Origin of the sequence: Pseudomonas sp. 2,4-D, from assembly GCF_030418155.1 — a bacterium.
GTDB classification, from domain to species: Bacteria; Pseudomonadota; Gammaproteobacteria; order Pseudomonadales; family Pseudomonadaceae; genus Aquipseudomonas; species Aquipseudomonas alloputida.
This window is the reverse complement of record NZ_JAUHUI010000014.1, coordinates 19,060-43,310: the sequence shown is the minus strand read 5'-3', so window position 1 is coordinate 43,310 and position 24,251 is coordinate 19,060. Positions and strand designations below refer to the sequence as shown.

26 protein-coding genes are annotated in these 24,251 nt (G+C 62.1%); 13 read left to right on the top strand and 13 right to left on the bottom strand.

Annotated features, from left to right (window positions below; translation table 11 throughout):
• Positions 1-70: 70 nt before the first annotated feature.
• The 4 genes from QYE47_RS12655 to QYE47_RS12640 are packed head-to-tail and all read left to right on the top strand — an operon-like array spanning position 71 to position 3,676.
• A complete protein-coding gene (locus QYE47_RS12655; RefSeq protein ID WP_026031912.1) occupies positions 71-784 on the top strand; it encodes a serine O-acetyltransferase in 714 nt (237 codons plus the stop codon).
• Positions 781-1,569 (top strand): alanyl-tRNA editing protein, encoded by a 789-nt coding sequence (locus QYE47_RS12650; protein ID WP_070383533.1) that lies wholly within the window; start codon positions 781-783, stop codon positions 1,567-1,569. Before QYE47_RS12655 ends, QYE47_RS12650 begins: the two co-directional genes overlap by 4 nt.
• Positions 1,566-2,777, top strand: a complete 1,212-nt coding sequence (locus QYE47_RS12645) for an MFS transporter (RefSeq protein ID WP_014589932.1) — start codon at positions 1,566-1,568, stop codon at positions 2,775-2,777. The genes QYE47_RS12650 and QYE47_RS12645 overlap by 4 nt, the downstream gene beginning before the upstream one ends.
• Positions 2,774-3,676 carry a pyridoxal-phosphate dependent enzyme gene (locus QYE47_RS12640; RefSeq protein WP_014589933.1) on the top strand — a complete coding sequence of 301 codons (903 nt, stop codon included), beginning with the start codon at positions 2,774-2,776 and terminating at the stop codon, positions 3,674-3,676. Before QYE47_RS12645 ends, QYE47_RS12640 begins: the two co-directional genes overlap by 4 nt.
• A gap of 160 nt (positions 3,677-3,836) precedes the next feature.
• Here QYE47_RS12640 and QYE47_RS12635 read toward each other — a convergent pair whose 3' ends face one another.
• From QYE47_RS12635 to QYE47_RS12620, 4 genes are read right to left on the bottom strand one after another with little or no spacing between them, the layout of a single operon-like run.
• Positions 3,837-4,034, bottom strand: a complete 198-nt coding sequence (locus tag QYE47_RS12635; RefSeq protein WP_003254900.1) for an SEC-C metal-binding domain-containing protein — start codon at positions 4,032-4,034, stop codon at positions 3,837-3,839.
• A gap of 7 nt (positions 4,035-4,041) precedes the next feature.
• Positions 4,042-4,515 (bottom strand): LEA type 2 family protein, encoded by a 474-nt coding sequence (locus tag QYE47_RS12630; protein WP_014589934.1) that lies wholly within the window; start codon positions 4,513-4,515, stop codon positions 4,042-4,044.
• A 2-nt stretch (positions 4,516-4,517) separates the two neighbouring features.
• A complete protein-coding gene (locus tag QYE47_RS12625; protein WP_041166856.1) occupies positions 4,518-4,994 on the bottom strand; it encodes a YchJ family protein in 477 nt (158 codons plus the stop codon).
• 2 nt (positions 4,995-4,996) lie between these two features.
• On the bottom strand, positions 4,997-5,491 hold the full coding sequence (locus QYE47_RS12620; RefSeq protein WP_014589936.1) for a DUF6231 family protein: 495 nt from the start codon (positions 5,489-5,491) through the stop codon (positions 4,997-4,999).
• Between the two features lie 159 nt (positions 5,492-5,650).
• Here QYE47_RS12620 and QYE47_RS12615 point away from each other — a divergent pair, with 159 nt between their 5' ends.
• From QYE47_RS12615 to QYE47_RS12605, 3 genes are all read left to right on the top strand, one after another.
• Positions 5,651-6,343 (top strand): OmpA family protein, encoded by a 693-nt coding sequence (locus QYE47_RS12615; protein WP_010952284.1) that lies wholly within the window; start codon positions 5,651-5,653, stop codon positions 6,341-6,343.
• An 89-nt stretch (positions 6,344-6,432) separates the two neighbouring features.
• Positions 6,433-7,152 (top strand): OmpA family protein, encoded by a 720-nt coding sequence (locus tag QYE47_RS12610; protein ID WP_014589937.1) that lies wholly within the window; start codon positions 6,433-6,435, stop codon positions 7,150-7,152.
• Positions 7,153-7,250: 98 nt separating this feature from the next.
• A complete protein-coding gene (locus tag QYE47_RS12605; protein WP_014589938.1) occupies positions 7,251-7,526 on the top strand; it encodes a DUF1145 domain-containing protein in 276 nt (91 codons plus the stop codon).
• Between the two features lie 116 nt (positions 7,527-7,642).
• On the opposite strand, the gene QYE47_RS12600 is transcribed toward QYE47_RS12605, so the two are convergent.
• The gene (locus tag QYE47_RS12600) at positions 7,643-8,107 is read right to left on the bottom strand and encodes a CopD family protein (protein ID WP_014589939.1); all 465 of its coding nucleotides are present in this window, start codon (positions 8,105-8,107) and stop codon (positions 7,643-7,645) included.
• Positions 8,108-8,205: 98 nt separating this feature from the next.
• Between QYE47_RS12600 and dinG the strand changes: the two genes are divergently transcribed.
• The 5 genes from dinG (at position 8,206) to pdxH (ending at position 15,687) form a co-directional block, all read left to right on the top strand.
• Entirely contained in the window at positions 8,206-10,350 is a 2,145-nt protein-coding gene (gene dinG, locus QYE47_RS12595; RefSeq protein WP_003254889.1) for an ATP-dependent DNA helicase DinG, read from the top strand.
• A gap of 79 nt (positions 10,351-10,429) precedes the next feature.
• Positions 10,430-12,664 carry a beta-galactosidase gene (locus QYE47_RS12590; protein ID WP_070383534.1) on the top strand — a complete coding sequence of 745 codons (2,235 nt, stop codon included), beginning with the start codon at positions 10,430-10,432 and terminating at the stop codon, positions 12,662-12,664.
• Between the two features lie 133 nt (positions 12,665-12,797).
• A complete protein-coding gene (locus tag QYE47_RS12585) occupies positions 12,798-13,943 on the top strand; it encodes a serine hydrolase domain-containing protein (protein ID WP_070383535.1) in 1,146 nt (381 codons plus the stop codon).
• Between the two features lie 99 nt (positions 13,944-14,042).
• A complete protein-coding gene (locus QYE47_RS12580) occupies positions 14,043-15,020 on the top strand; it encodes an OmpA family protein (protein ID WP_070383536.1) in 978 nt (325 codons plus the stop codon).
• 19 nt (positions 15,021-15,039) lie between these two features.
• Positions 15,040-15,687 (top strand): pyridoxamine 5'-phosphate oxidase, encoded by a 648-nt coding sequence (gene pdxH, locus QYE47_RS12575; protein ID WP_070383537.1) that lies wholly within the window; start codon positions 15,040-15,042, stop codon positions 15,685-15,687.
• 40 nt (positions 15,688-15,727) lie between these two features.
• Here pdxH and QYE47_RS12570 read toward each other — a convergent pair whose 3' ends face one another.
• Entirely contained in the window at positions 15,728-15,961 is a 234-nt protein-coding gene (locus tag QYE47_RS12570) for a hypothetical protein (RefSeq protein ID WP_014589944.1), read from the bottom strand.
• A 147-nt stretch (positions 15,962-16,108) separates the two neighbouring features.
• Here QYE47_RS12570 and QYE47_RS12565 point away from each other — a divergent pair, with 147 nt between their 5' ends.
• Positions 16,109-16,573, top strand: coding sequence for a glycine zipper 2TM domain-containing protein (locus QYE47_RS12565; RefSeq protein WP_003254883.1), 465 nt, complete (start codon positions 16,109-16,111; stop codon positions 16,571-16,573).
• Between the two features lie 69 nt (positions 16,574-16,642).
• Here QYE47_RS12565 and nhaA read toward each other — a convergent pair whose 3' ends face one another.
• The 7 genes from nhaA to livH form a co-directional block, all read right to left on the bottom strand.
• Entirely contained in the window at positions 16,643-17,836 is a 1,194-nt protein-coding gene (nhaA, locus tag QYE47_RS12560) for a Na+/H+ antiporter NhaA (RefSeq protein ID WP_026031914.1), read from the bottom strand.
• Between the two features lie 276 nt (positions 17,837-18,112).
• Complete coding sequence (locus QYE47_RS12555; RefSeq protein ID WP_019750617.1) at positions 18,113-19,720, bottom strand: NAD(P)/FAD-dependent oxidoreductase; 1,608 nt, start codon at positions 19,718-19,720, stop codon at positions 18,113-18,115.
• A 103-nt stretch (positions 19,721-19,823) separates the two neighbouring features.
• Positions 19,824-20,498 carry a COG3650 family protein gene (locus QYE47_RS12550; protein ID WP_014589946.1) on the bottom strand — a complete coding sequence of 225 codons (675 nt, stop codon included), beginning with the start codon at positions 20,496-20,498 and terminating at the stop codon, positions 19,824-19,826.
• A gap of 87 nt (positions 20,499-20,585) precedes the next feature.
• Positions 20,586-21,287, bottom strand: coding sequence for an ABC transporter ATP-binding protein (locus tag QYE47_RS12545; protein WP_003254879.1), 702 nt, complete (start codon positions 21,285-21,287; stop codon positions 20,586-20,588).
• Entirely contained in the window at positions 21,288-22,055 is a 768-nt protein-coding gene (livG, locus tag QYE47_RS12540) for a high-affinity branched-chain amino acid ABC transporter ATP-binding protein LivG (RefSeq protein ID WP_014589947.1), read from the bottom strand. It abuts the gene before it with no gap.
• On the bottom strand, positions 22,052-23,308 hold the full coding sequence (locus QYE47_RS12535; RefSeq protein WP_010952298.1) for a high-affinity branched-chain amino acid ABC transporter permease LivM: 1,257 nt from the start codon (positions 23,306-23,308) through the stop codon (positions 22,052-22,054). Before QYE47_RS12535 ends, livG begins: the two co-directional genes overlap by 4 nt.
• Entirely contained in the window at positions 23,305-24,228 is a 924-nt protein-coding gene (gene livH / locus QYE47_RS12530) for a high-affinity branched-chain amino acid ABC transporter permease LivH (protein WP_008097482.1), read from the bottom strand. Before livH ends, QYE47_RS12535 begins: the two co-directional genes overlap by 4 nt.
• Between the last annotated feature and the right edge of the window lie 23 nt (positions 24,229-24,251).

The window sequence follows — 24,251 nt, the reverse complement described above, 5'->3', positions numbered from 1 at the left end:
GAACTTTCGGCTGCCAACAAAGGCGGCACTTTTAGCGTCTGTGCAGACCAGACAACTGGATATCAAGCCCATGCACCCTATGGACATGCAATCAGCCGTCATTGCCAGGCTTCCTGTCCCTGACGAACTGGAGTCATTCAAAGTTGTAAAGAATCTTGTGACCTCGGCGTTATTGGAGTGTTGTTCAATCGTCGAGTTCGAAGCACTGAAGGAAACAACAGTCATAGAACATGTGACTGAACAGGCACATGCCGATTTACAGGCATTTGCCATGAAAGATCCGGCTGCCGGCCGCGACCTGGTATTCGTTGCAAAAACCTACACCTCTTATTCTGCGGTTTTGCATTATCGGCTTGCCCATTGGATCTACAACAATAGCGCCGCGACCTACGGCGCCGGCGGTCAATGCCTGGCCGCCATGATCTCCAGGCGCGGAAAAATGCTTTCGGGGGCGGAGATCCATTTCCGCAGCCGCATTGGTGCGCGCTTCATCATCGATCACGGCATGGGCACCGTCATTGGTGAAACGTCGACCATTGGTGACGATTGTTACGTGCTTGGCGGCGTAACCCTGGGCGCCCGCGGTATCAGTGACAACCCCTCCAGCCCCAGGCATCCGACGTTGGGTAACCGGGTGCAGATCGGCGCTTTCGCCAGTGTGCTGGGCGCAATTCATGTCGGTGACGGTGCGTTTATCGGGCCGGGCTGCATTGTGACCAAAGACGTCCCGGCCGCTGCCCGGGTACAGGTTAAAACATCATTGCAGGTGGTATTGGAATCATGAACGCTCTGAACTATGAAGTTTTAAGAAATACCGAAAAACTGTATTACAAAGACCAGTACCTGGCGGGCGCGAATACGCAAGTAGCGCGGGTGCACAGTGACGGCATCGAGTTGCTGAGTACGGTGGCCTATCCAGAAGGGGGCGGCCAGGAAGCGGACTTCGGCACCATTGAATTACCGGTGGGTACCGTGCGATTCGTCTGGGTTAAAAAACTCTACGGTAGCCCTATTCGCCTGGAGGGCTTCAAAGGCGGAAAACTGGGCGGCATTATTATTCACAGCCTGCACCCGGATGATTTACACCTGTTGGATGAAGTCACCGTGGGCATGCCGGCCCGCGTCACTATCGATATTGAACGGCGCGAACGGCTGACGTTGTCTCACAGTGCCAGCCACTTCCTGTATGCCGCCGCCATCGGGCTGCGTGAAGAACTGAAGCAATGGACTATCGGCTGCCATATCAAGGAGGACACGGCACGTTTCGACTTCCTGGTCGAGGACGCTTTCACGGCTGAAGACGTGCTTGAAATTGAACGACGGGCGAATGAACTGATTGGCTGCGATGCGCCGATCGAGCACTACGCGGTTCAAGGCCTGGAAGACGCGCGTTTGTGGACCTACGACGGCATCGAAATCCCGTGCGGTGGTACGCACCTCGATTCGCCTCGGCGCATCGGGCGCCTTAGCGTCAAGCGCAAACGCCTGGGTAAAGGCAAGGAACGGCTGATCTGCGTGTTCCCCGAGGCCGAAATCGACCTGTCCACTTATCACGAGCACGCACTATGAACAGCACGTTACCGCGGCGCACGTACCTGTACTTCACTGCACAGTCGATCAACCTGACGACTGCCGTGATGTCGGTGACGATGGCCGCCATTGTCGGGGCTGCGCTGGCGCCTGATGCCGCATGGTCCACGGTGCCGTACGGGTTCCAGTTTCTGTGCCTGATGCTGGCAACTTATCCGGTCTCCAGGCTGATGAGCCGTATCGGCCGTAAAAAGGCGTTCATGCTGGGCGCGATTCCCCTGGCGCTGTCTGGCGTCAGCGGCTTTCTGGCGGTGGAGCACCAGCATTTTCCAACGCTGGTCCTCAGCCACTCTGCATTGGGTGTGTACATCGCGTTCGCCAACTTCAACCGGTTCGCCGCAACCGACAATCTTTCCCAGGCCTTGAAGCCCAAGGCGCTTTCGCTGGTCGTGGCGGGCGGGGTCATCGCGGCTGTCGTCGGGCCGACGCTTACCGAATGGCTGCGTGACGTGGGTGGCTACCCACTGTTTTCGCTGTGTTATGCCGCGTTTGTCGGCCTGGCGTTGCTTTCATTGTTGATTGCGCTTTGCCTGCCCAACGATGCCGGTATGGCCAGCGCGGTCAACAGCGCAGCAAAGCCGGCCAGTGTCCGTGCCGAGCCGGCAGGCCCGAGCGTGGTTGTGGCAATGGCTGTCGCTGCGCTGGGCTACGGGATCATGAACCTGCTGATGATCCAGGCCTCGATGCACATGAAACACATGCACGAGGACTTCACTGACGTCCGCCTGGCGATCCAGTGGCATGTGATTGCCATGTTTGCCCCGTCGTTCTTCACCGGCGCCATCATCCAGCGGCTGGGTATCAAGACCACCATTTGCGCGGGCCTGGCCCTGTTGATCGGTTGCTCGGCGATGAATATCTGGTCGCACAGCTACGCCATGATGACCCTGGCACTGATTGCCCTCGGGCTGGGCTGGAACCTCACTTATGTAGGCGGAGGTGCCTTGCTGGCCCAGTCACTGCAGAACAGCCCGGCAGCGATGCAGATGCAGGGCAAGAACGACTTGGCCATCGCCATTTTTGCCACCCTCGGCGCATTCAGCCCTTCGCTGTTGCTCAGCTCGGTCGGCTGGGACGGTACCAACGCCATCTGCATGGTCCTCTGCCTGGGGCTGCTGGTTGCCACTGCCGGCCTGCTGCAGAACAAGGTCGGCCTGCAAACTTCAATGGAAGGTAGCCGCAAATGAGCGAGCTCATCAGTGTCAGCGATCGTATCTACACCAAGCTGGAAATGAACAACCCGGGCGGAAGCCACAAGTACCGGGCGGCGCGGCGGATCGTCGAACATGCCGTGCGCAAGGGTGAGATCATTCCCGGGGTGACGACCGTCATCGAAAAAACCGGTGGCAGCTTCGGCTTTGGCTTGCTGGCGGCCTGCCACAAGTACCAGGTCGCCGTAGAGCTGGCGGTCGGGCTGAGCTTCAGTCAGACCAAGCGGGATCTGCTGGAGTGTTTCGGTGCCCGACTGATCGGCAAGGAAATGCTGATGGCCGGTGCCACACCCAAGGACGTGGTGATGCATCACCTGGATAACCAGGCCGCGCTGGGCAAGTCATACTTCTATACCGACCAGTTCAACAACCCGGTGGGCATCGAAGCCCATCGTTATCAGACCGCCAGTGAACTGGCCGTGCAACTGACCAACGCCGGTGCTGGGCGGCAGATCCTGTTCGTGGGCTGTGCGGGTACTGGCGCCAGTTTCACGGGTATCACCCTGGGGCTGAAAGACCATGGCTTCGAGGTGTCGACGGTGTTGGTCGACCCCAATGGCTGTGATTCGAGGGCTGGCGTGTTCGCCGATCATCGTTTTGAAGGCATGGCCGTGGGCGTTTGCCCGCCGTTCATGGACTGGTCGCTGGTGGACGAGCGGGCCCAGGTGCAGCACGCAGAGATGCTGGCTGCTCAGCGCTGGTTCTACATGCAGAGTGGCATTTTCGTCGGTAATACAGCCGCTGCCTGCCTGGCGGTTGCCCAGCGCATGGCCCAGCACCCGCGGTATGTCGAGACCACCCTGGTGACCATCGCCTATGATGCCGGCCTCTGGTATCAGGATTTGTTGGGGGCTAACCGGCGAAAGGCCGCGTAGCCACCTGTGTCAGGCCCATGGTCCAGAGGCTGGCACGGTACCTGTGGGAGCGGGCAAGCCCGCGAAGCAGGCGACGCGGTGGATGGCACGGGCTTCGCCCGTGTTCCCGGGCGAAGCCCGCTCCCACAGTGCCATCTCAGATTTTTATCGCGTCAGTCGATCAGGCACCGTGGCACTTCTTGTACTTCTTCTCGCTACCGCACGGGCACGGGTCGTTACGGCCAACGTCCTTCAGGGCGTTGCGTACCGGCTCCTGGTGGCCGTGGTTGCAGTGCGGGCCGTGTACATGGCCGTGGTCGTGGTGGTGATCATGGTCATGGTTGCAGTCAGGGCCATGAACGTGGGGTTGTTGGGACATTGCAGGGTTACTCCGGTAGGTAATCGTCGGGGATTATCTCACCACTGCGCGAGATGTGCAGGTCCCGATGGATGAGCAACCCGGTCGCCAGTTCGCCCTGCAGGGTGTAATGCAGGGGCTGCTTGCTTCTGAGCAGCTTGGCCAGTGGCTTCAGGTGCTGCCACAGGTTGGTTCGTGCGGTGATCTTGAAAGTGCGCCCTGCATGCCCGCCCACGCTGCGCCATACGCTGGCTTCATCCTGCACCAGTAGCAGGTCATTGAGGCGTATTGCATACGACACGTTGCGAATGAACAGGCGGCTGTCATTGGGGTTATCGACCCGCAGGTGCAACACGAACTCCTGTTCCAGCAACCTGGCCTTGACCGTTTCGACCTCGACCAGATGCACTTCGGGTTCGCGCCAGTCCTCGCCCCAACTCGCACAGCCCGTCAGCCATGCCAGCAGCGCACCGAGCAGTAGCAGACGGGTGCGCTTGATCATGTTCAGCTCCCTACGTAGCTGGCGCAGCATTTCTTGAATTTGTGCCCGCTGGCGCAGGGGCAGGGGTCGTTGCGCCCGGCCTTCAGCCCGACCATTGGGTCGATGAAATACCAGCGGCCGGCATGCTGGACGAACGCCGAGCGTTCGCGGTGCTGATGATCGCCGTCTTGGTCGTGCCAGCGTGCGGTGAAGGTGACGAAACTGTGCTCGGGTTGGCCGCCCAGCACTTCTGCGCTTTCCACCTCCAGGCCCAGCCAGGTGCTCTGTGCACTCCAGTCGACCATGGCAGCACGGTCCAGGCCGGCTTGCTGGGCCGGTAGGGTGGTGGCTACCAGGTAGTCAATAAGGCCCAGCACGTAGGCACTGTAGCGTGAGCGCATCAGGGCCTGGGCATCCGGTGCCGGGGTACCGGCATGGTAATGCCCGCAGCAGGCTTCAAGCAGGTTGCCACTGCCACAAGGGCAGACCGAGACACTCATCATCACCACCAGTACTTGCCGAAGTTTTCAGGGTTGGCCCAGAACCTGGCATTGAGCCAGTCCGGGACCTGCTTATAGTCATGTAGATCATAGGTGAACAGGCTCAAAACCTGTTGGTCACGGCAGAATTTCTCGCTGGCCGACATGGCCAGGGCGAAAAAGTCGGTGTCCTGCCAGCCGCAGGCAGCCAAGTCGGCCAGCACTGCAACCCGGCTGGCATTGAGGTTGCGAATGCCGCCGAGCAGCTCCAGGCCGGTGCGCTTGGGCAGGTGTTCCAGGCAGTCCACCAGTACCGCCAGGTCAAAGCGCTTGGCGGCCAGATCGGCCGGCAGCGGGCCAGGGGCGGCGGTGTCGATGGTGACCTGGGGGTGTGCCTGGGCGAAGGCGTCCAGCGCCGGAAAGCGCGTACCTACCAGCAGTAGCCGATGTGGAGTGAAGCGTTCGAGCAGGGCTGCCAGGGCCTGTTGCGGGGTGCGTGTGGAGAAACCTTCGGTCATTGCCATTCCTCGTTCAAGTCATCCAAGACTAGCGGGCTGCGGCGTGCGGGCAAAGAGGCATGTGACCGTGTCGTAGCTTATTGCTGGCAGGGTTGGAATGCGCGGTCTTTACTCCCAGAGATCGGCCTTATGCCGATTCCCCCTAGGAGAAGCAATGAAATGAGCATAGTACGCACAGCGTTACCCCTGGTACTGCTCACCAGTGTGTTGACTGGTTGTGCAGGTTTGCAAAAAACCGACTGGCCGAAATGTGCCGCCGTCGGGGGTGTAGGCGGCGCCGCCCTGGGCGCCATCGAAAGCTCCAGCTGGGCTGGCTGGGGTGCGTTGCTGGGCGGTGGCCTGGCAGCGGGCTATTGCTGGGCCCATGGCGATGGCGACGAGGATGGCGACGGCGTGCCAGACAGCCGTGACAAGTGCCCTGGCACCCCGCGTGGTGTGCAGGTCGATGCCAACGGATGCCCGCCTGAGCCGGTTGCGGTGGTCGAAGAAGTGGTGGTGCAGAAGGAAGAAGTCATTGTCATCCGCGATGTGCACTTCGAGTTCGATTCTGCGCGCCTGACTGCCAGTGACAAAGAGCGCCTCAATACCATTGCCACGCGCCTGAAGCAGGAAGCGCCCTCTGCCCGCCTTAGCGTCAGCGGCCATACCGACAGCGTCGGTTCCGACAGCTACAACCAGAAACTGTCCGAGCGACGTGCCCATTCGGTGACCGATTACCTGGTCGAGAGCGGCGTACCGCGCAGCAGCTTCGTTTCGGTGGTCGGCGCGGGTGAAACCCAGCCGGTGGCAGACAACGCCACGGCCGAAGGGCGTGCCATGAACCGTCGTACCGAGATCAAGATCCAGCGTTAAGACGGCGGGCGCCCGTGCCTCGAGCAGTGGCACGGGCGCGTCTCAATGCCGGCCAGCCGTTTGTGGCCAATGACACAGGAGCATTCAGCATGAGTGTGACGTCGAAGGCGGCATTGCCGCTGTTGGTGGCTGCCAGCCTGCTCGCGGGCTGCGCTACGCACAGCGATGGCAGCGCGCCCCTCAATCAAAGGACCTGGCCCATCTGTAGCCTGCTGGGCGGCTTGGTCGGTGGTGGCCTTGGTGCCATCGAGAGTTCTTCCTGGGCTGCCGGTGGCGGCGCCCTGGGTGCCATCGCCGGCGGGCTGATTTGTTACGCCCAGGACGGTGACGAAGATGGTGACGGCATTTTCGACCGGCGCGATCACTGCCCCGAGACCCCTGCCAACACGGCGGTCGACCACATGGGTTGCCCACTGAAGCAGTACCCGGCCGCGCCACCTGCCAGTGCACCCGAACCCTCGCCAGAGGTGATCACCCTCGATGACAACGGCGCGGTGATGTTCGCCTTCGACTCCGCCGAGCTGACGCCGGCGGCCCAGCAACGCCTGCAAGGCCTGGTGGCGAAGCTCAATTCACCGACAGTGGCCAAGGTCCGTGTGATCGGGCACACCGACAGTGTGGGCTCCGACAGCTACAACCAGGCACTTTCCGAACGCCGCGCCAGCAGCGTTGCCGAGTACCTGATCGGCCAGGGCCTGGAGATGGGCAAGGTCACCAGCCAGGGCCGTGGGGAAAGCGAGCCGGTTACCGACAACGAAACCGAGGAGGGCCGCGCGCGCAACCGACGGGTGGAACTGCACCTCAACTGAGTGGTGCTGGCGCCTGTCTTGGCCTTGCCGTTAATGCTGCTCGCACGGTTTGCTCGATCAGGCCACCTCGACATGACAACTATCTATAGGGGCGTGGTATGAAGTTCATCCTGGGCCTGGGCAAGGTCCTGACGGTCGCTTTCTGGGGGGTGGTGCTGTTCAATCAGCTGATGCCACAACCCTTGCCCTTCAATCTGCTGATCAATGCCGCAGGCATCGTCTTGTTTGGCCTGCACCTGCTTGAAGTGCTGTTTTTCAATCGCAGCCTGCGCGGGCGCAGTCACCGCTGGTTCGACCGTTTGCAAATCCTGTTGACGGGTATTTTCCATGTCATGTCCATTCCCCGTCCGCGGGAGGCGCCGCGGGTGAGCTGATCTTGCAGCGTCTCTCGCTGCGATCCCTTGCAGGAGCGGGCATGCCGACGAACACTGGTAACGCCGGTGCCATCCATCGTGGCACCTGCTTCACTGCTGTTTGCACGCAGCGCCTGTCAGATCACCAGTCGCGAACTGGCCACCGCAACGACGGCCAGTCCCAGCAGCAGATTGACCCCCACCATCCGCCGAATGCGCCCGAGAACCGCCGCCCCCGTCGGCCAGTCCTCGGCCTGCACCGCTACCTTCAATTCCGGCAGCAGCAACGCCTGAATGCGCATGAACAAGGCAAACATGGCGATCCCGCCACCGATCATCACGTGCACGTACCGGGGCGCCGTCTCGAAACCGCTGAAGCGCATGTGCAACATGCCGATACCACTTATCGCCAAAATCGCCACCGCCAGCCAGACCCAGCCGAAGAAGCGTCGGAAAACTTCCACCCACAAGCGCAGGCGGGCAGGCCCTTCAAGGGCTGCAACCGTTGCCGGGCGCAGCACCAGCCAGGCGAAGAACATACCGCCGACCCATACGAGCGCGGCCAGAACATGCAGTGTGTAGGGCAGGGCAAAGGCAAGCATTCGGATCTCCATGCGGCAGAAAGGTCAATAGCGGGGTATGATAGCCGCCCCATGCGAAACACTGAAAATATATCCAGCCCTCCGGGCGCCTGCAGACCATGATCAGCAACGAACTCAAAGCCACTATCCAGGGCGCCTATTCGCGTTTTCTCGAAGCCAAGAGCCTCAAGCCGCGCTATGGCCAGCGCCTGATGATTGCCGAAGTGGCCAAGGTGCTTGGCGACATTGCCTGCGACGATGAAGGCCGCCGCGCTGGCGAGCCTGCCGTGGTGGCCGTGGAAGCGGGCACCGGTACCGGCAAGACGGTAGCCTACAGCCTTGCTGCCATCCCGGCGGCCAAGGCTGCCGGTAAACGCCTGGTGATCGCCACGGCCACCGTGGCCCTGCAGGAACAGATCGTCTTCAAGGACCTGCCCGACCTGATGCGCAGCAGCGGCCTCAACTTCAGCTTCGCCTTGGCCAAGGGCCGTGGCCGCTATCTGTGCCTGTCCAAGCTCGACATCCTGTTGCAGGAAGGCCACGCCCAGTCAGCCACGGCTCAGTTGTTCGAGGAAGAAGGCTTCCGCATCGAAGTCGACGAGCGCAGTCAGAAGCTGTTCAACAGCATGATCGAGAAGCTTGCCGGCAACCGCTGGGACGGTGACCGTGACAGCTGGCCAGAGGCCCTGGAAGATCAGGACTGGGCACGGCTGACCACCGACCACAGCCAGTGCACCGGCCGCCACTGCCCCAACTTCCAGCAGTGCGTGTTCTACAAGGCCCGCGAAGGCATGGGCAAGGTCGATGTGATCGTCACCAACCACGACATGGTCCTGGCCGACCTGGCCCTGGGTGGCGGTGCGGTGTTACCCGACCCGCGCGATACCATGTACGTGTTCGACGAAGGCCATCATCTGCCAGACAAGGCCATCGGCCATTTCGCCCACTATTCGCGGCTGCGTTCCACCGCCGACTGGCTGGAGCAGACCGCCAAGAACCTGACCAAATTGCTGGCCCAGCATCCGCTGCCCGGCGACCTGGGCAAGTACATCGAGCAGGTGCCGGAGCTGGCGCGAGAAGTACGCACCCAGCAGCAGTTCATGTTCACCCTTTGTGAACAGGTGGCTGACTTCCGTCCCAGCGAGGACACCGAAGGCCGTGAGCGCCCGCGTTACCGTTTCGAGGGTGGGGTGGTGCCGGAGCAGATTCGTGAAGTGGGCATCGAACTGAAAAAGGGCTTTGCCCGCCTCAACGATTTGTTCACCCGCCTGGCTGACCTGCTCAAGGAAGGCATGGACGGCGAGGTCAATATCGGCATCGCCAGCCATCAGGCTGAAGAGTGGTATCCGCTGTTCGGCAGCCTGGTCACCCGTGCCCAAGGTAACTGGGAGCTGTGGACGGCCTTTACCGCCGAAGACCCGGAAGACAGCCCGCCCATGGCGCGCTGGCTGACCTTGGCCGAAAGTGGCGCGCTGTTCGACATCGAAGTCAACGCCAGCCCCATCCTCGCCGCCGACATGCTGCGGCGCAGCCTGTGGAGCGTCGCCCACGGCGCGCTGGTGACCTCGGCGACATTGACCGCGCTGGGCAAGTTCGACCGTTTCCGCATGCGTTCGGGGTTGCCGCGCGACGCAGTCACCTGCGTGGTGCCCAGCCCGTTCGTGCATGGCGATGCCGGCCTGTTGCGGGTCCCCGACCTGCAGGCCGACCCACGCGATGCAGCAGCGCACACCGCGGCGATCATCCGCGAGCTGCCGAACATCGTCGAAGATGCCCGTGGCGCGCTGGTGTTGTTCTCGTCACGCAAGCAGATGCAGGATGTGTTTGACGGTCTGGACCGTGACTGGCGCAAGCTGGTGCTCATCCAGGGCAACCTTTCAAAGCAGGAAACACTGAACAAGCACAAGGCGCGGGTCGACGATGGCCAGCACAGCGTGCTGTTCGGCCTGGCCAGCTTTGCCGAAGGTGTCGACCTGCCGGGTGCGTATTGCGAGCACGTCGTCATTGCCAAGATTCCCTTTGCTGTGCCCGACGACCCGGTCGAAGCTGCGCTGGCCGAGTGGATCGAGGCCCGTGGCGGCAACCCGTTCATGGAAATTGCCGTACCTGACGCCTCGTTGAAGCTGATCCAGGCCTGCGGCCGCCTTCTGCGTACCGAGCAGGATCGCGGCGTTATCACCTTGCTTGACCGGCGCTTGGTCACGCAGCGCTACGGCAAGGCTATTCTCAATGCGCTGCCGCCGTTCCGGCGGGAAATTTCCTGACCGCCGGAGCACTTGCGCCGGCGCATTGTCCATTACTCGTCTTGGGCCCATCAGGGTCCTGAAGGAGAGCCTCAGCCTTATGATCCGCCGTACCCTGCCCGCCGTATTCGCCTTGTTGTGCAGTTCGCCCTTGCTGGCCGGGCAGCAAACGCTGTTCAGCTTCGTGCGCCCGGCTTCGGTGGTCAATGTGGCGACGGTGGATGCCGGCATGCCGCAGTACAACGCGGAACAAACGGCCGAGGGCGAGGTGTTGCGGCGTGTGGTGTTCAACCCGGCCCAGCAGCCGACCCTGCGCCTGAGCCCGCAGAGCGGGGTGTGGGACTGGTCCGCCGGGCAGTTCCTGACCTTGCGCCTGCAAAGTGCCATGGATTGGGCATTGACCGTGGATATCACAGTGCAAAGCAGCGATGGCCGCGCCTTGACCAGCCGTATCGACCTGCCCGCTGGCCCCGCGCAAACCGTGATGGTGCCCCTGACGGCCAGTTCGCCGCTGGACCAGGGCATGCGCGCCGGCCCGCCGATGCCCTGGAGCCATGGTGGCCAGCGCCTTCTTTTGACCAGCAGTGCCGGTGGAGTCGACCTCAAGCAGGTGACCTCGGTCAGCCTGAGCATCCCCAGCCCCAAGGTGGCGCAGAGCCTGCTGATCGAGCGTGTCGGTATCCAGGATGACGACCAGGCGTACAGGGCGGCCTACCACGAGCTGATTGATGTTTATGGCCAGTCGACTCGCGGTAACTGGCCCGAGAAGGTATCCAGTGACGAGCAACTCAAGGCGGCCGATTCCCGTGAACAGCAACAGCTCAAGGGCTGGTTGGCAGAGCGCGGCAAGCAGCAGCTGGACGCCTACGGTGGCCTGGTGGGCGGGCCGGCCTTTGCAGCCAAGGGTTTCTTCCGCACTGAAAAGCGTGATGGCCGCTGGTACCTGATAACGCCGGATGGGCACCCGTTCTATTCCCTGGGGGTAAACGCCGTGGCGGCAGACGGCGGGCGTACGTATGTCGCCGGGCGCGAAGGCATGTTCAAGGCCTTGCCCGCTGAGGGCGATGCACTGGCCGCGTTCTATGGCGAAAGCAACAACGACGATGGCAATGCCTCGTCGCAAGGGCGCAATTTCAAGCAGGGGCGCTGGTTCGACTTTTACGCCGCCAACCTGCAGCGTACCTATGGCAAACCCTGTCCGCCCGCAGTGGAGGGCGAGCCAGCCAACTGCGCGCCGCCGGTGCTGGATGCCGACCGCTGGCAGGCGCATGCGCTTGATCGCCTTCAGGCCTGGGGGTTCAACACCGTTGGCAACTGGAGCGAGCCGGCGCTTGGCCAAGCCAGACGCATGCCGTATACCTTGCCGCTGTCGATCGTAGGCGACTACGCCAGCATCAGTACTGGCATGGACTGGTGGGGCCGCATGCCCGACCCGTTCGACCCGCGCTTTGCCATGGCCACCGAGCGTGCCGTGGCCATCGCCGCGCGTGATCACCGTGACGACCCTTGGCTCATCGGCTACTTCGCCGATAACGAACTGGCCTGGGCAGCCCCTGGAAGCGACCCCAAGAGCCGTTATGGCCTGGCCTACGGCACCTTGCGCCTGACCACCGACGTGCCAGCCAAACGCGCGTTCCTCAAGCAGTTGCGCGACAAGTATCGCAACCAGGAAGGGTTGTCCAAGGCCTGGGGCATCGAACTGACCGCCTGGGAACTCATGGAAGATCCTGGCTTCGAGGCGCCGTTGCCTGACCCGGAGCACCCGGAAATCGAACGTGACTACCAGCATTTCCAGCGGGTATTTGCCGAGACCTACTTCAAGACCATTTCCGATTCGTTGAAGTGGCATGCGCCCAATCACATGCTCCTGGGGGGCCGCTATGCGGTCAGTACACCGGAGGCGGTCAAGGCCTGTGCCGAGTTCTGCGATGTACTGAGCTTCAACTTTTATACCCTCAAGCCACAGGACGGCTACGACTTTGCCCGCCTGGCAGAGCTGGACAAGCCGGTGCTGGTGTCCGAGTTCCAGTTCGGCTCGCGTGATCGCGGGCCGTTCTGGCCGGGGCCATTGGAGCTGGCGCGGGAAGAGGATCGCGGCCCGGCCTATGCAAACTTCCTCAAGGCAGCCATGGCGCAGCCGATGATCGTTGGCGCGCACTGGTTCCAATACCTCGACCAACCGGCCAGCGGTCGTCTGCTCGATGGTGAGAACGGCCACCTCGGCCTGGTGGCGATTACCGATATGCCCTATCCAGGGTTTGTCGATGCCGTGCGCAAAAGCAATCTGCAAACCATGAACCAACTGCGTGCCGAGCTGGAAAAACCGGCCCCCTGAGATCAGGTGGATGCAGTCAACTCAAGTGAGAGCGGCCTGGTGTCGCGACCACTTGGCCCAAGCCAGTTTGCAAAACACCCAACTACTGAAACAATGCACACCTTTTTGGATATGGTCGTACGGAGAGCAGCGGGTGCAGATCCAGGGTCACTATGAGCTGAAGTTCGAAGCTGTGCGCGAAGCTTTTGCCGCGCTGTTCGATGATCCCCAGGAGCGTGGCGCCGCGCTGTGCATCCAGGTGGGTGGCGAAACCGTTGTTGACCTGTGGGCCGGCAGTGCCGACAAGGACGGCCAGCAGGCCTGGCACAGCGATACCATCGCCAACTTGTTCTCCTGCACCAAAACCTTCGCGGCCGTTACCGCCCTGCAGCTGGTCGGCGAGGGCAAGCTGGCCCTCGATGCCCCGGTGGCCAACTACTGGCCCGAGTTCGCCCAGGCGGGTAAGCAGTCGATCACCTTGCGTCAGCTACTCAGCCACCGTGCCGGCTTGCCGGCCATACGCAAGCTGTTGCCGGCTGAAGCCTTGTATGACTGGCAGTTCATGGTCGATGCCCTGGCAGCCGAGACACCGTGGTGGACGCCAGGCACAGAACACGGCTATGCCGCCATCACCTATGGCTGGCTGATCGGCGAGCTGATTCGCCGTGCCGACGGCCGTGGCCCTGGCGACTCGATCGTGGCCCGCACCACCCGCCCATTGGGGCTGGATTTCCATGTTGGCCTGGTCGACGAAGAGTTCCACCGTGTAGCGCATATCGCCCGCGGCAAGGGCAATGTTGGAGACAGTGCAGCGCAACGCTTGCTGCAGGTGACCATGCGCGAGCCTGAGGCGCTGTCGACCCGTGCTTTTACCAACCCGCCCGCGATACTGACCAGCACCAACAAACCGGAATGGCGGCGCATGCAGCAGCCAGCGGCCAATGGCCATGGCAACGCACGCAGCCTGGCGGGGTTCTATGCCGGCCTGCTGGACGGCAGCCTGCTTGAATCCGAACTGCTCGATGAGCTGACCCGCGAGCATAGCCTTGGCCAGGATCGTACCTTGCTCACCCAGACCCGTTTCGGCCTGGGCTGCATGCTCGACCAGCCCGATGTGGCCAATGCCACCTTTGGTCTCGGCGCCCGCGCCTTTGGCCACCCCGGTGCCGGTGGTTCGGTCGGTTTTGCCGACCCGGAGTACGATGTGGCCTTCGGTTTTGTGGTCAATACCCTCGGCCCTTATGTGCTGATGGACCCACGCGCCCAGAAACTGGTACGCGTCCTTGCCGGTTGCCTTTGATCGGGTAATGCGGGTATTGCCACACCCCTTTGACTATCCTCAATGCCAACGCCTGAAGTTCGTAGGCAAAATATCTTTCTATTTCATGGTGTATCGCTGATGTCTTCACATAAAACCTTAGCACTCGCCCTGTGCCTGACCGCCGTTACCGGCTGCGCCAGCCACTCCCCGGACGGCTCCAAGGAAGGTGGCTCCAGCTGGTGGCCTTTCGGTTCGGACAAGGTTGCCGAGCAGGAAGTGAAGTCAGCCGTCACTGAAAACGTGGCCAAAGCCGATGCCAAATCCGAAAGCTCCAGCCGCTGGTGGTGGCCGTTTGGCGGTGACGACAAGCAAGCCAAGGGGCCGGTGGTGCCGAAGATCGATCAGAAGGCCACACAGGCCTGGCTGGACGAATACGAGCCCAAGCTGCGCGAAGCGATCAAGGACAGCAAGCTGGAGCTGGAGCGTCGTGACAACGTGCTGGCGGTAACCCTGCCGGTGGACAGCTCGTACAATCCTGATCGCCCGAACATGTTGCTGCCCATGTCCCTGGGCCCGATTACCCGTGTTGCCAAGACGGTCGAAGGCGACCCCAAGACTGCCGTGCTGGTACTGGGCCATGCCGACAGCAGCGGTGCCGCCGTTGCCAACCAGAAGCTCAGCCTGGAGCGCGCCGCTTCGGTATCGGCCATCTTCCGCCTCAGCGGCCTGCAGCGTGACCGCCTGACCCTCAAGGGCATGGGGTCGGTGATGCCGCGCGCTGCCAACGACAGCGCCGAGGGACGCGCTCTGAACCGCCGCGTGGAGATGTTGCTGACTCCGCAAAACACCATGGTCGCGCTGCTGGCCAAATACCAGCAGGCCGCCCCGGCACCCGTCCCGGCCTCGATGGTGGCGGTGCAGGATGCCAAGGCATCAGCCGCCAAGGCCGCTGGCAGCAAACCGGCCGTCAAGGCTGCGGCGAAGAAACCTGTAGCCAAGGCCAAAACGCCTGCGAAGACTGCAGCCAAGAAAAAAGCTGCGCCGGCCAAGCCTGCCGCCAAGAAAGCTGCCGTTGACAAGAAAGTAGCTGCCAACAGCCCTGCGAAGACCAACTGATCGTCAAGGAACCGCAGTAATGACCCAATCCCTGGCCGATATGCGCCGCGACTACACCCGTGATGGCCTGGCCGAAGCCCAGGCACCAGGGGAGCCGTTCGCCCTGTTTCACCAGTGGTTCGCCGATGCGGTGAAAACCGAGCAGGTACCGGTAGAAGCCAACGCCATGACCTTGGCCACCGTGGACGGTGAAGGTCGCCCGCATTGCCGTGTATTGCTGTTGAAGGGGCTCGACGAGCAGGGTTTCACCTTCTTCACCAACTACGACAGCGCCAAGGGCCAGCAACTGCAAGTCAACCCCTTTGCGGCAATGACCTTCTTCTGGCCTGCGCTGGAGCGTCAGGTGCGCATTGAGGGCCGGGTGCAGAAGGTCACGGCGCAGGAGTCGGATGCCTACTATCAGGTACGCCCGCTGGGCAGTCGCCTGGGGGCCTGGGCTTCGCCACAGAGCCGCGTGATTGCCGGGCGTGAAGAGCTGGAGAGCCTGGTAAAGGCCACCGAAACGCGTTTCTCCGACACCCAGCCGCACTGCCCTGAGCATTGGGGGGGATACCGTTTGTTGCCCGAGCGCATCGAGTTCTGGCAGGGGCGGGCAAGCCGCCTGCATGACCGGTTGAACTACCGACTGGTGGATGGGCAGTGGCTGCGAGAGCGGCTGGCGCCCTGAGCAACCGGGGCCGCCAAGCGGCCCCAGCCATCGATCAAAGCTACCCCGGATAACCCGCCGCCTCGCGCGCCAACCACCCCGCCAGTTGCTTACGCCCCACCTTCTCCTGCCGCGCCTGCGCCAACCTTTCCAGCATGAACGCGCGTTTTTCAGGATCGGCTCCTGCCAGCGACAACGCCAGGTCGCGGTCCATCCAGCGACGCATGCGCACATACAGCCACCAGTGGAAATACAGTCCCGTAACGGTGGTGACCACGACGATGAAGTAATCCATGGCTATTCTTGGTCTCACTTGAAAGGCCTTCGACACAGCCCGGCAGGCTGTACCCCGGCTGAATGAAAACAATTTTATTACGTTTGTACCGTGACAGCCGTCAATGTGCAGCGTCTAATGAGCACCTGACTTATGGAGACTTTACCCATGCGTAAATCCGCTTTGCTGGTGGCGACCTTTACCACCATGTCGCTGCTGCTGGGGGGCTGTGCCTCGAGCCTGACCGGTGACAGCTACTCTCGTGACGAAGCCCGCCGCGTGCAAACCGTGCGTATGGGTACCATCGAATCCCTGCGTCCGGTCAAGATCGAGGGCACCAAGACCCCGATTGGCGGCGGTGCCGGTGCCATCGTGGGTGGCGTAGCCGGCAGCGCCGTGGGCGGTGGCCGTGGCAGCATCGTGGCTGCCGTGATCGGTGCCGTGGCCGGTGGCTTGGCGGGTTCCGCAGCAGAAGAAGGCCTGACCCGTACCCAAGGTGTCGAAATTACCGTTCGTGAAGATGATGGCAGCATGCGCGCCTATGTACAGGCCGTGCAGGAGAACGAAGTCTTCCGCGTTGGCGAACGCGTGCGCATCATGACAGTTGACGGTACCAGCCGCGTTTCGCACTGACCGTAGCGCAGTCAAACAAAACCCCGACATGGCTGCTGCCGGTCGGGGTTTTTTCATGCCTCAGCCAAGTCAGACAACGCTGGTTTTGCGGCTGGCCATTGCGGTGACGGCGTAGCCGATCACCGCGGCAAAGAACGAACCAGTAAGAATGCCCATGCGGTCCATGCCGGCGTACTCGCTGCTACCCGGGGCGAAGGCGAGCGAGCCTACGAACAGGCTCATGGTGAAGCCAATGCCGCAGAGTATCGCCACCCCCAGAATTTGCCCCCAACCAGCACCCGCAGGCAGCGCGGCCAGGCGCAGCTTGACCGCCACCCAGGTCAGGCCGAAAACCCCCACGGTCTTGCCCAGCAACAGGCCGACCGTGATGCCCATCGGCACGGGGTGGGTGAAGCTGTCTAAGGTCATGCCTGCCAGCGAAACGCCGGCATTGGCGAAGGCGAAAATTGGCAGGATGGCATAGGCCACCCAGGGGTGCAGGGCGTGTTCCAGCGCCAGCAGCGGCGACGATTCAGCATTGCGTGTACGCAGCGGGATGCAAAAGGCCAGGGCGACACCGGCCAAGGTGGCATGCACGCCACTCTTGAGCACGCAGACCCACAGGATCAGGCCAACGATCATGTAGGGGCCAAGCTTGATCACGCCAAGCCGGTTCATCGCCACCAGTACCAGCAGACAGGCCGCAGCCAGCAGCAGCGATACACTCGACAGGGTGCCGGAGTAGAACAGGGCGATGACAATGATCGCACCCAGGTCGTCGATGATCGCCAGGGTCATCAGGAACAACTTCAGTGACACCGGTACGCGTTTGCCGAGCAAGGCCAGGACACCGAGGGCGAAGGCGATGTCGGTGGCGGTAGGGATCGCCCAGCCGGCCACGGCCGCAGGGTTGTCCCGGTTGATGAACCAGTAGATCAGCGCTGGCACCACCATGCCGCCCACGGCTGCGGTGGCAGGCAGGATCACTTGTGAGGGCTTGGACAGGTGACCGTCGACCACCTCGCGTTTGACCTCCAGGCCGATGAGCAGGAAGAACAGCGCCATCAGGCCGTCGTTGATCCACAGTAGCAATGGCTTGGCGATGTTCAGCGCGCCGACCTGGATGGCGACGGGTACCTCGAGCAAGCCGCCGTACAGGTAGGACAGTGGCGAGTTGTTGATGATCAGGGCCAGAACGGCGGCGGCGATCAGCAGCAGGCCACTGGCGGCTTCGAGCTGGAAGAAACGGGCAAACAGGCTACGCACGGGCTGTAGGCCCTCCATGAGCAGTTTACGAAGGGTACGGGCGTACACCCTAGCCTGTGACGATGTTCCTTAAAAAAGAAAACATATTCGTTTTTGTTATATGTTGTTACTGACAGGCCTGGGGCAAGCCTAGATGGATTTGGGGAAGGATGGGGGAGGGTAGTCTGGAGTAGGTGCTGGAATAGTCTGATGCCGGACCGGGCCCTTTCGCGGGTAAACCCGCTCCTACAGGGGACCATTGTTCCGTGTAGGGGCGGGTTTACCCGCGAAGAGGCCCTGTCAGTCGATAAAGCATCAAAGGCCGAGCATATCCCGCGCCACTGCCTCGGCGATGCGAATGCCATCCACACCGGCTGACAGGATCCCGCCCGCGTACCCGGCCCCTTCACCCGCCGGGAACAGCCCTTTGAGGTTCAGGCTCTGGTAATCCTCACCCCGGGTAATCCGCAGTGGCGACGAGGTACGCGTCTCGATACCGGTCAACACCGCATCATGCAGGTTATAGCCCTTGATCTGCCGGTCGAAAGCCGGCAGTGCCTCACGGATCGCCTCGATGGCGAAGTCCGGCAGGCTCGGCGCCAGGTCACCCAAGGTCACGCCCGGCTTGTAGGACGGCTCGACACTGCCCAGTGCGGTCGAGGGCCGGCCGGCGACAAAATCACCCACCAGCTGTGCCGGAGCCTGGTAGTTGCTGCCGCCCATCACATAGGCGTGTGCCTCCAGGCGCTCCTGCAGTTCGATACCGGCCAACGGGCCACCCGGGTAGTCGCGCTCGGGGTCGATGCCGACGACGATGCCGGAGTTGGCGTTGCGCTCATTACGCGAATACTGGCTCATGCCGTTGGTGACGACTCGCCCTGGCTCGCTGGTGGCCGCGACCACGGTGCCACCCGGACACATGCAGAAGCTGTATACCGAGCGGCCATTCTTGGCGTGGTAAACCAGCTTGTAGTCGGCGGCACCCAGTTTCGGGTGGCCGGCGTACTTGCCCAGGCGTGCCTTGTCGATCAGCGTTTGCGGGTGCTCGATACGGAAGCCCACCGAGAAGGGTTTGGCTTCCATATAGACACCTTTGGCGTGCAGCATGCGGAAGGTGTCGCGGGCGCTGTGGCCCAGGGCCAATACCACATGGCGAGAGTGCAACTGCTCGCCGCTTTCAAGCACTACACCGGTCAGTTGGCCATCTTCGATCAACAGGTCGGTGACCTTCTCCTGAAAGCGCACCTCGGCCCCCAGGGCGATCATGTCCTGGCGCATCTGTTCGACCATGCCGGTGAGGCGGAAGGTGCCAATGTGCGGCTTGTTGATGTACAGGATTTCGTCCGGCGCACCGGCCTTGACGAATTCTTCCAGCACTTTGCGGCCGTGGTGTTGCGGGTCCTTGATCTGGCTATACAGCTTGCCGTCCGAGAAGGTACCGGCGCCGCCTTCACCGAACTGCACGTTGGACTCGGGGTTGAGCACGCTTTTACGCCACAGGCCCCAGGTGTCCTTGGTGCGCTGGCGCACTTCCTTGCCACGTTCGAGGATGATCGGCTTGAAGCCCATTTGTGCCAGCAACAGACCGGCAAAGATGCCGCACGGCCCGAAACCGACCACGATCGGGCGCTCCTGCAGGCCTGCCGGGGCCTGGCCGACAAACTTGTAGGTGACGTCTGGGGCTGGGCCGATGTTGCGATCATCGGCGAACTTGCTGAGCAGCTCGGCTTCGTTGCTGGCTTCCAGGTCGATGGTGTAGATGAACAGCAGTTCGCTGTTCTTCTTGCGCGCATCGTAGCTGCGCTTGAACAGGTTGAAGCTGAGCAGTTGCTCGTCGCGAATGCCCAGGCGCTGGACGATGGCTTCGCGCAGCGCTTCGTCGGGATGGTCCAGGGGCAGCTTCAGTTCGGTGATTCGTAGCATGGCAGGGTCCAGTATCCCGGCCATGGGCGGCCGGCGGCTTTACACAAACCGCCAAGTATAAGCTGTTAGCCGCCCCGACTGGCAGGATTAAAGCGCCCGGCGATCAGTTGTCGCGCGCACCACCGTAGTAACCGCAACCGCGAAGGGTCTGGCCGTCGATGCGCAGTTCGGCGCGCAAGTGGCGCACGGCGCCGGTGGCGCTGTCGACGCAGCGTTGCGGGGCGACCCACAGTTCCACGTGCTGGCCGTTGGCTTCGCTGGTCAGGGTCAGGCCGCCGCCGGGCACTTCTTCTTCGAGGAATGGCAGAGGCAGCGGGTCTTTGCCGATGCGGTTGAGCACCATGCCCTTGCCGCTGGCCTTGATGTCCCAGTCCGGTTCATGGCCATTGGCGCGCAGGGTCAGCTGCTTGAAGTTGGGGTCGTCGCAAGCGCGGGTGGAGGGTTCCAGGCGGTACAGGCGGCTGACTTCCAGCTGGCCGTCGTTGTCGGCCTGCTTGGCGCCAGTGAGGCGACCGCGCACGTCGGCGAACAACTTGGCGTTGGCGTCCTTGGCCAGGTTGGCGGACTCTTGCAGGATGCCGGTGCCGGCGACGTCGTTGATCACGAAGCGGCGTGCTTCGCTGCAGGGCTTGAACAACAGGCGGCCGCCGTTGGCGCTCAGTTCGCCCTGCATGCGCGTGGTGCCGATGTTCGGGTCACGGGGCTGCTCGGCCAGTAACTGGCAGCCAGCGAACAGGGGCAGCAGGGCACTGAGCAGCAGGGTAGGGGTGAGGCGCATGGGCGGGCTCCGGGGAATCTTTGCCAAAGAGCTGGCCACGATACACGTCCTGCGGGCAGAAAAAAGGGCCCGAAGGCCCTTTTTCATTCAACCCCCGAGGTAGGCATCGCGCACCTTCGGGTCGGTCAGCAGTGCCTCACCGGTGCCCTGCATCACCACCCGACCGTTCTCCAGCACATACGCCCGGTCAGCGATCTTCAGCGCCTGGTTGGCGTTCTGCTCCACCAGAAACACCGTCACGCCATCGCGGCGCAGCTGTTCGATGATGTCGAAGATCTGCTGGATGATGATTGGCGCCAGGCCCAGCGAAGGCTCGTCGAGCAGCAGCAGCTTGGGCTTGCTCATCAGCGCCCGGCCGATGGCCAGCATCTGCTGCTCGCCACCGGACATGGTGCCGCCGCGCTGGATGTAACGCTCTTTCAGGCGCGGGAACAGTTGCAGGACCTTGTCCAGTTGCTCCTGATAGTCGCCCTTGTCGGTGAAGAAACCGCCCATGGCCAGGTTTTCCTCGACGGTCAGGCGAGCGAACACGCGGCGGCCTTCCGGCACTACCGCGATACTTTTGCGCATGATGTGCGAGGACGGCTGGCCGACCAGCTCTTCACCCAGGTACTTGATGCTACCGCTGTGCGCCTGCGGCGAACCGCACAGGGTCATCAGCAAGGTCGACTTGCCGGCACCGTTGGCGCCGATCAGGGTGACGATCTCGCCCTGATTGATCTCCACGTTGACGCTGTGCAGCGCCTGGATCTTGCCGTAGAAAGTGGAAACGTTTTCGAACTTCAGCATTTACGCTTCCCCCAGGTAGGCTTTGATCACGTCAGGGTTGTCGCGGATTTCCTCCGGCGTGCCATGGGCCAGGGGGGTACCCTGGTTGATCACCACGATATGGTCGGAAATGCTCATCACCAGCTTCATGTCGTGCTCGATCAACAGCACGGTGACGTTGTGCGACTCACGCAGGTAGGCGATCAGAGCCTTGAGGTCTTCGGTTTCCTTCGGGTTCAGGCCGGCTGCCGGTTCATCGAGCATGATGATGCGTGGCTGGGTCATCATGCAGCGGGCGATTTCCAGGCGGCGTTGCTGCCCGTAGGCGAGGGTGCCCGCGGTACGGTTGGCGAACTCGGTCAGGTTGACCTTCTCCAGCCAGTACTGCGCACGCTCCAAGGCTTCCTTCTCGCTGCGGCGGAAACTCGGGGTCTTGAACAGGCCGGCGAAGAAGTTGGTGTTGAGGTGGCGGTGCTGGGCAATCAGCAGGTTTTCCAGCGCTGTCATTTCCTTGAACAGGCGCACGTTCTGGAAGGTCCGCACCACGCCCTTGCGGGCGATCTGGTGGCCGGCCAGGCCCTGGATCGGCTGGCCATCGAGCAGGATGGTGCCGTCGCTGGGCTTGTAGAAGCCGGTCAGGCAGTTGAACACGGTGGTCTTGCCGGCGCCGTTCGGGCCGATCAATGCCACCACCTGTTTTTCCTTGACGGTCAGGGCCACGCCGTTGACCGCCAACAAGCCGCCGAAGCGCATGCTCAGGCCGCTGACTTGCAGAATTTCGCGGCTCATCGACGCAGCTCCATATGTGGACGTTGCATAGGCAGCAGGCCTTGCGGACGCCAGATCATCATCAACACCATCAGCGCACCGAACATCAGCATGCGGTATTCGCTGAACTCACGCATCAGCTCAGGCAGCAGGATCATCACGATGGCCGCGAGAATCACGCCCAGTTGTGAGCCCATGCCACCCAGCACGACGATGGCGAGGATGATCGCCGACTCGATGAAGGTGAACGACTCCGGCGTCACCAGGCCTTGGCGCGCGGCGAAGAAGCTGCCGGCGAAACCGGCGAAGCAGGCACCCAGGGTGAATGCCGAGAGCTTGATCACGGTCGGGTTCAGGCCCAGAGCACGGCAGGCGATCTCGTCTTCACGCAGGGCTTCCCAGGCACGGCCGATCGGCATGCGCAGCAGGCGGTTGATCACGAACAACGCCAGCAGGGCCAGCAGCAGGGCCACCAGGTACAGGAAGATGACCTTGTTGATCGAGTTGTATTGCAGCCCGAAGAACTCGTGGAAGGTCTGCATGCCCTCGGCCGCACGGCGTTCGAAGGTCAGGCCGAAGAACTCTGGCTTGGGGATGTTGCTGATGCCGTTGGGGCCGCCGGTCCAATCGGTGAGGTTACGCAGGAACAGGCGGATGATCTCACCGAAACCGAGGGTCACGATCGCCAGGTAGTCACCACGCAGGCGCAGCACCGGGAAGCCGAGCAGGAAGCCGAACGTGGCAGCCATCAGGCCGGCAATCGGCAGGCACACCCAGAAGCTCCAGCCCAGGTAATGCGAGAGCATGGCGTAGCTGTAGGCACCGACGGCATAGAAGCCCACGTAGCCGAGGTCGAGCAGGCCCGCCAGGCCGACCACGATGTTCAGGCCCAGGCCCAGCAACACGTAGATCAGGATCAGCGTGGCGATGTCGACCGCACCGCGAGAGCCGAAGAACGGCCATACCAGTGCCACCACGATCAACCCGATGATGACATAGCGCTGGGTCTTGGGCAGGGTGAGGTAGTTGCTGACTGCCGGGGGGATCAGCTTGCGATCCGATCGGCGGCCCATCACCGAGCTCCACTGCTTGTCGAACAGCACGCGCAGGAACATCAGCACGGAACACACGGCGATGATGCTGATGGTGAACGAGCCCTGACTGTGCACGACGAGGCTGATGCCGTCGATGCTCAGTTTCAGGCCCAGTACCGGGAAGGCCACGGCCCAGACCAGCAAGGCGCTGAAGAACGCCTGTTTGAGATTTCTGTTCATACTTTTTCAACCTCCGGGCGGCCCAGGATGCCGGTCGGCCGGAATAGCAGGACAAGAACCAACAAGCCGAATGCCACCACGTCCTTGTACTGGTCGCCGAAGATATCGGCACCGAACGCTTCGGCCACACCCAGCACCAGCCCGCCGAGCATGGCGCCCGGGATACTGCCGATGCCGCCCAGCACCGCCGCGGTGAAAGCCTTCAGGCCCACCAGGAAACCGGCGTTGGGGTTGATCACCCCGTACTGCATGCTCAGCAGCACGGCCGCCACGGCAGCCAGGGCGGCACCGATGACGAAGGTGAGGGCGATGATGTTGTTGGTGTTGATGCCCAGCAGGTTGGCCATCTTGATGTCCTCGGCACAGGCGCGGCAGGCGCGGCCCAGGCGGGAACGAGAGATGAACAGGGTGAGCAGGGTCATGGCCACCAGGGTGACGACGAACACCAGGATTTGCATGTAGCTGATCAGTACTTCTTCAGCACCGCCTGGCCCGAAGGAGAAACTCCCGGGGATCAGGTTGGGGATGGACTTGTCCTTGGAGTCCTGCGAAAGCAAGACTGTGTTCTGCAGGAAGATCGACATGCCGATGGCAGAAATCAGCGGGATCAGACGGTTGCTGTTGCGCAGGGGGCGGTAGGCAACCCGTTCGATGCTGTAGCCATAGGCACTGGTGACGAAGATCGTCGCGACGAAGGCGACGGTCATCAGGATCGGCAGCGAATGGATACCCATCATGGCCAGGCCCGCGAGGGCGATGAAGGCCACGTAGGAACCGATCATGTACACCTCGCCGTGGGCGAAGTTGATCATGCCAATGATGCCGTACACCATCGTGTAGCCGATGGCGATCAAGGCATAGGTGCTGCCGATGGTCAATCCATTAACCAGTTGTTGGAAGAAATGGTAGATCTCAGGCATTACAGCGCTCCTAAAAACCTGAT

Bases quoted from the DNA above. Each gene is read 5' to 3' on its own strand.
- nhaA (WP_026031914.1), bottom strand. From the start codon at position 17,836: ATGGAGGGCCTACAGCCCGTGCGTAGCCTGTTTGCCCGTTTCTTCCAG.
- QYE47_RS12600 (WP_014589939.1), bottom strand. From the start codon at position 8,107: ATGCTTGCCTTTGCCCTGCCCTACACACTGCATGTTCTGGCCGCGCTC.
- QYE47_RS12625 (WP_041166856.1), bottom strand. From the start codon at position 4,994: ATGAGTGTCTCGGTCTGCCCTTGTGGCAGTGGCAACCTGCTTGAAGCC.
- QYE47_RS12635 (WP_003254900.1), bottom strand. From the start codon at position 4,034: ATGTCCCAACAACCCCACGTTCATGGCCCTGACTGCAACCATGACCAT.
- QYE47_RS12590 (WP_070383534.1), top strand. From the start codon at position 10,430: ATGATCCGCCGTACCCTGCCCGCCGTATTCGCCTTGTTGTGCAGTTCG.
- QYE47_RS12570 (WP_014589944.1), bottom strand. From the start codon at position 15,961: ATGGATTACTTCATCGTCGTGGTCACCACCGTTACGGGACTGTATTTC.
- QYE47_RS12615 (WP_010952284.1), top strand. From the start codon at position 5,651: ATGAGCATAGTACGCACAGCGTTACCCCTGGTACTGCTCACCAGTGTG.
- QYE47_RS12565 (WP_003254883.1), top strand. From the start codon at position 16,109: ATGCGTAAATCCGCTTTGCTGGTGGCGACCTTTACCACCATGTCGCTG.
- livH (WP_008097482.1), bottom strand. From the start codon at position 24,228: ATGCCTGAGATCTACCATTTCTTCCAACAACTGGTTAATGGATTGACC.
- QYE47_RS12655 (WP_026031912.1), top strand. From the start codon at position 71: ATGCACCCTATGGACATGCAATCAGCCGTCATTGCCAGGCTTCCTGTC.
- QYE47_RS12650 (WP_070383533.1), top strand. From the start codon at position 781: ATGAACGCTCTGAACTATGAAGTTTTAAGAAATACCGAAAAACTGTAT.
- QYE47_RS12545 (WP_003254879.1), bottom strand. From the start codon at position 21,287: ATGCTGAAGTTCGAAAACGTTTCCACTTTCTACGGCAAGATCCAGGCG.
- QYE47_RS12535 (WP_010952298.1), bottom strand. From the start codon at position 23,308: ATGAACAGAAATCTCAAACAGGCGTTCTTCAGCGCCTTGCTGGTCTGG.
- QYE47_RS12640 (WP_014589933.1), top strand. From the start codon at position 2,774: ATGAGCGAGCTCATCAGTGTCAGCGATCGTATCTACACCAAGCTGGAA.
- QYE47_RS12610 (WP_014589937.1), top strand. From the start codon at position 6,433: ATGAGTGTGACGTCGAAGGCGGCATTGCCGCTGTTGGTGGCTGCCAGC.
- livG (WP_014589947.1), bottom strand. From the start codon at position 22,055: ATGAGCCGCGAAATTCTGCAAGTCAGCGGCCTGAGCATGCGCTTCGGC.
- dinG (WP_003254889.1), top strand. From the start codon at position 8,206: ATGATCAGCAACGAACTCAAAGCCACTATCCAGGGCGCCTATTCGCGT.
- pdxH (WP_070383537.1), top strand. From the start codon at position 15,040: ATGACCCAATCCCTGGCCGATATGCGCCGCGACTACACCCGTGATGGC.
- QYE47_RS12605 (WP_014589938.1), top strand. From the start codon at position 7,251: ATGAAGTTCATCCTGGGCCTGGGCAAGGTCCTGACGGTCGCTTTCTGG.
- QYE47_RS12645 (WP_014589932.1), top strand. From the start codon at position 1,566: ATGAACAGCACGTTACCGCGGCGCACGTACCTGTACTTCACTGCACAG.
- QYE47_RS12620 (WP_014589936.1), bottom strand. From the start codon at position 5,491: ATGACCGAAGGTTTCTCCACACGCACCCCGCAACAGGCCCTGGCAGCC.
- QYE47_RS12555 (WP_019750617.1), bottom strand. From the start codon at position 19,720: ATGCTACGAATCACCGAACTGAAGCTGCCCCTGGACCATCCCGACGAA.
- QYE47_RS12580 (WP_070383536.1), top strand. From the start codon at position 14,043: ATGTCTTCACATAAAACCTTAGCACTCGCCCTGTGCCTGACCGCCGTT.
- QYE47_RS12550 (WP_014589946.1), bottom strand. From the start codon at position 20,498: ATGCGCCTCACCCCTACCCTGCTGCTCAGTGCCCTGCTGCCCCTGTTC.
- QYE47_RS12630 (WP_014589934.1), bottom strand. From the start codon at position 4,515: ATGATCAAGCGCACCCGTCTGCTACTGCTCGGTGCGCTGCTGGCATGG.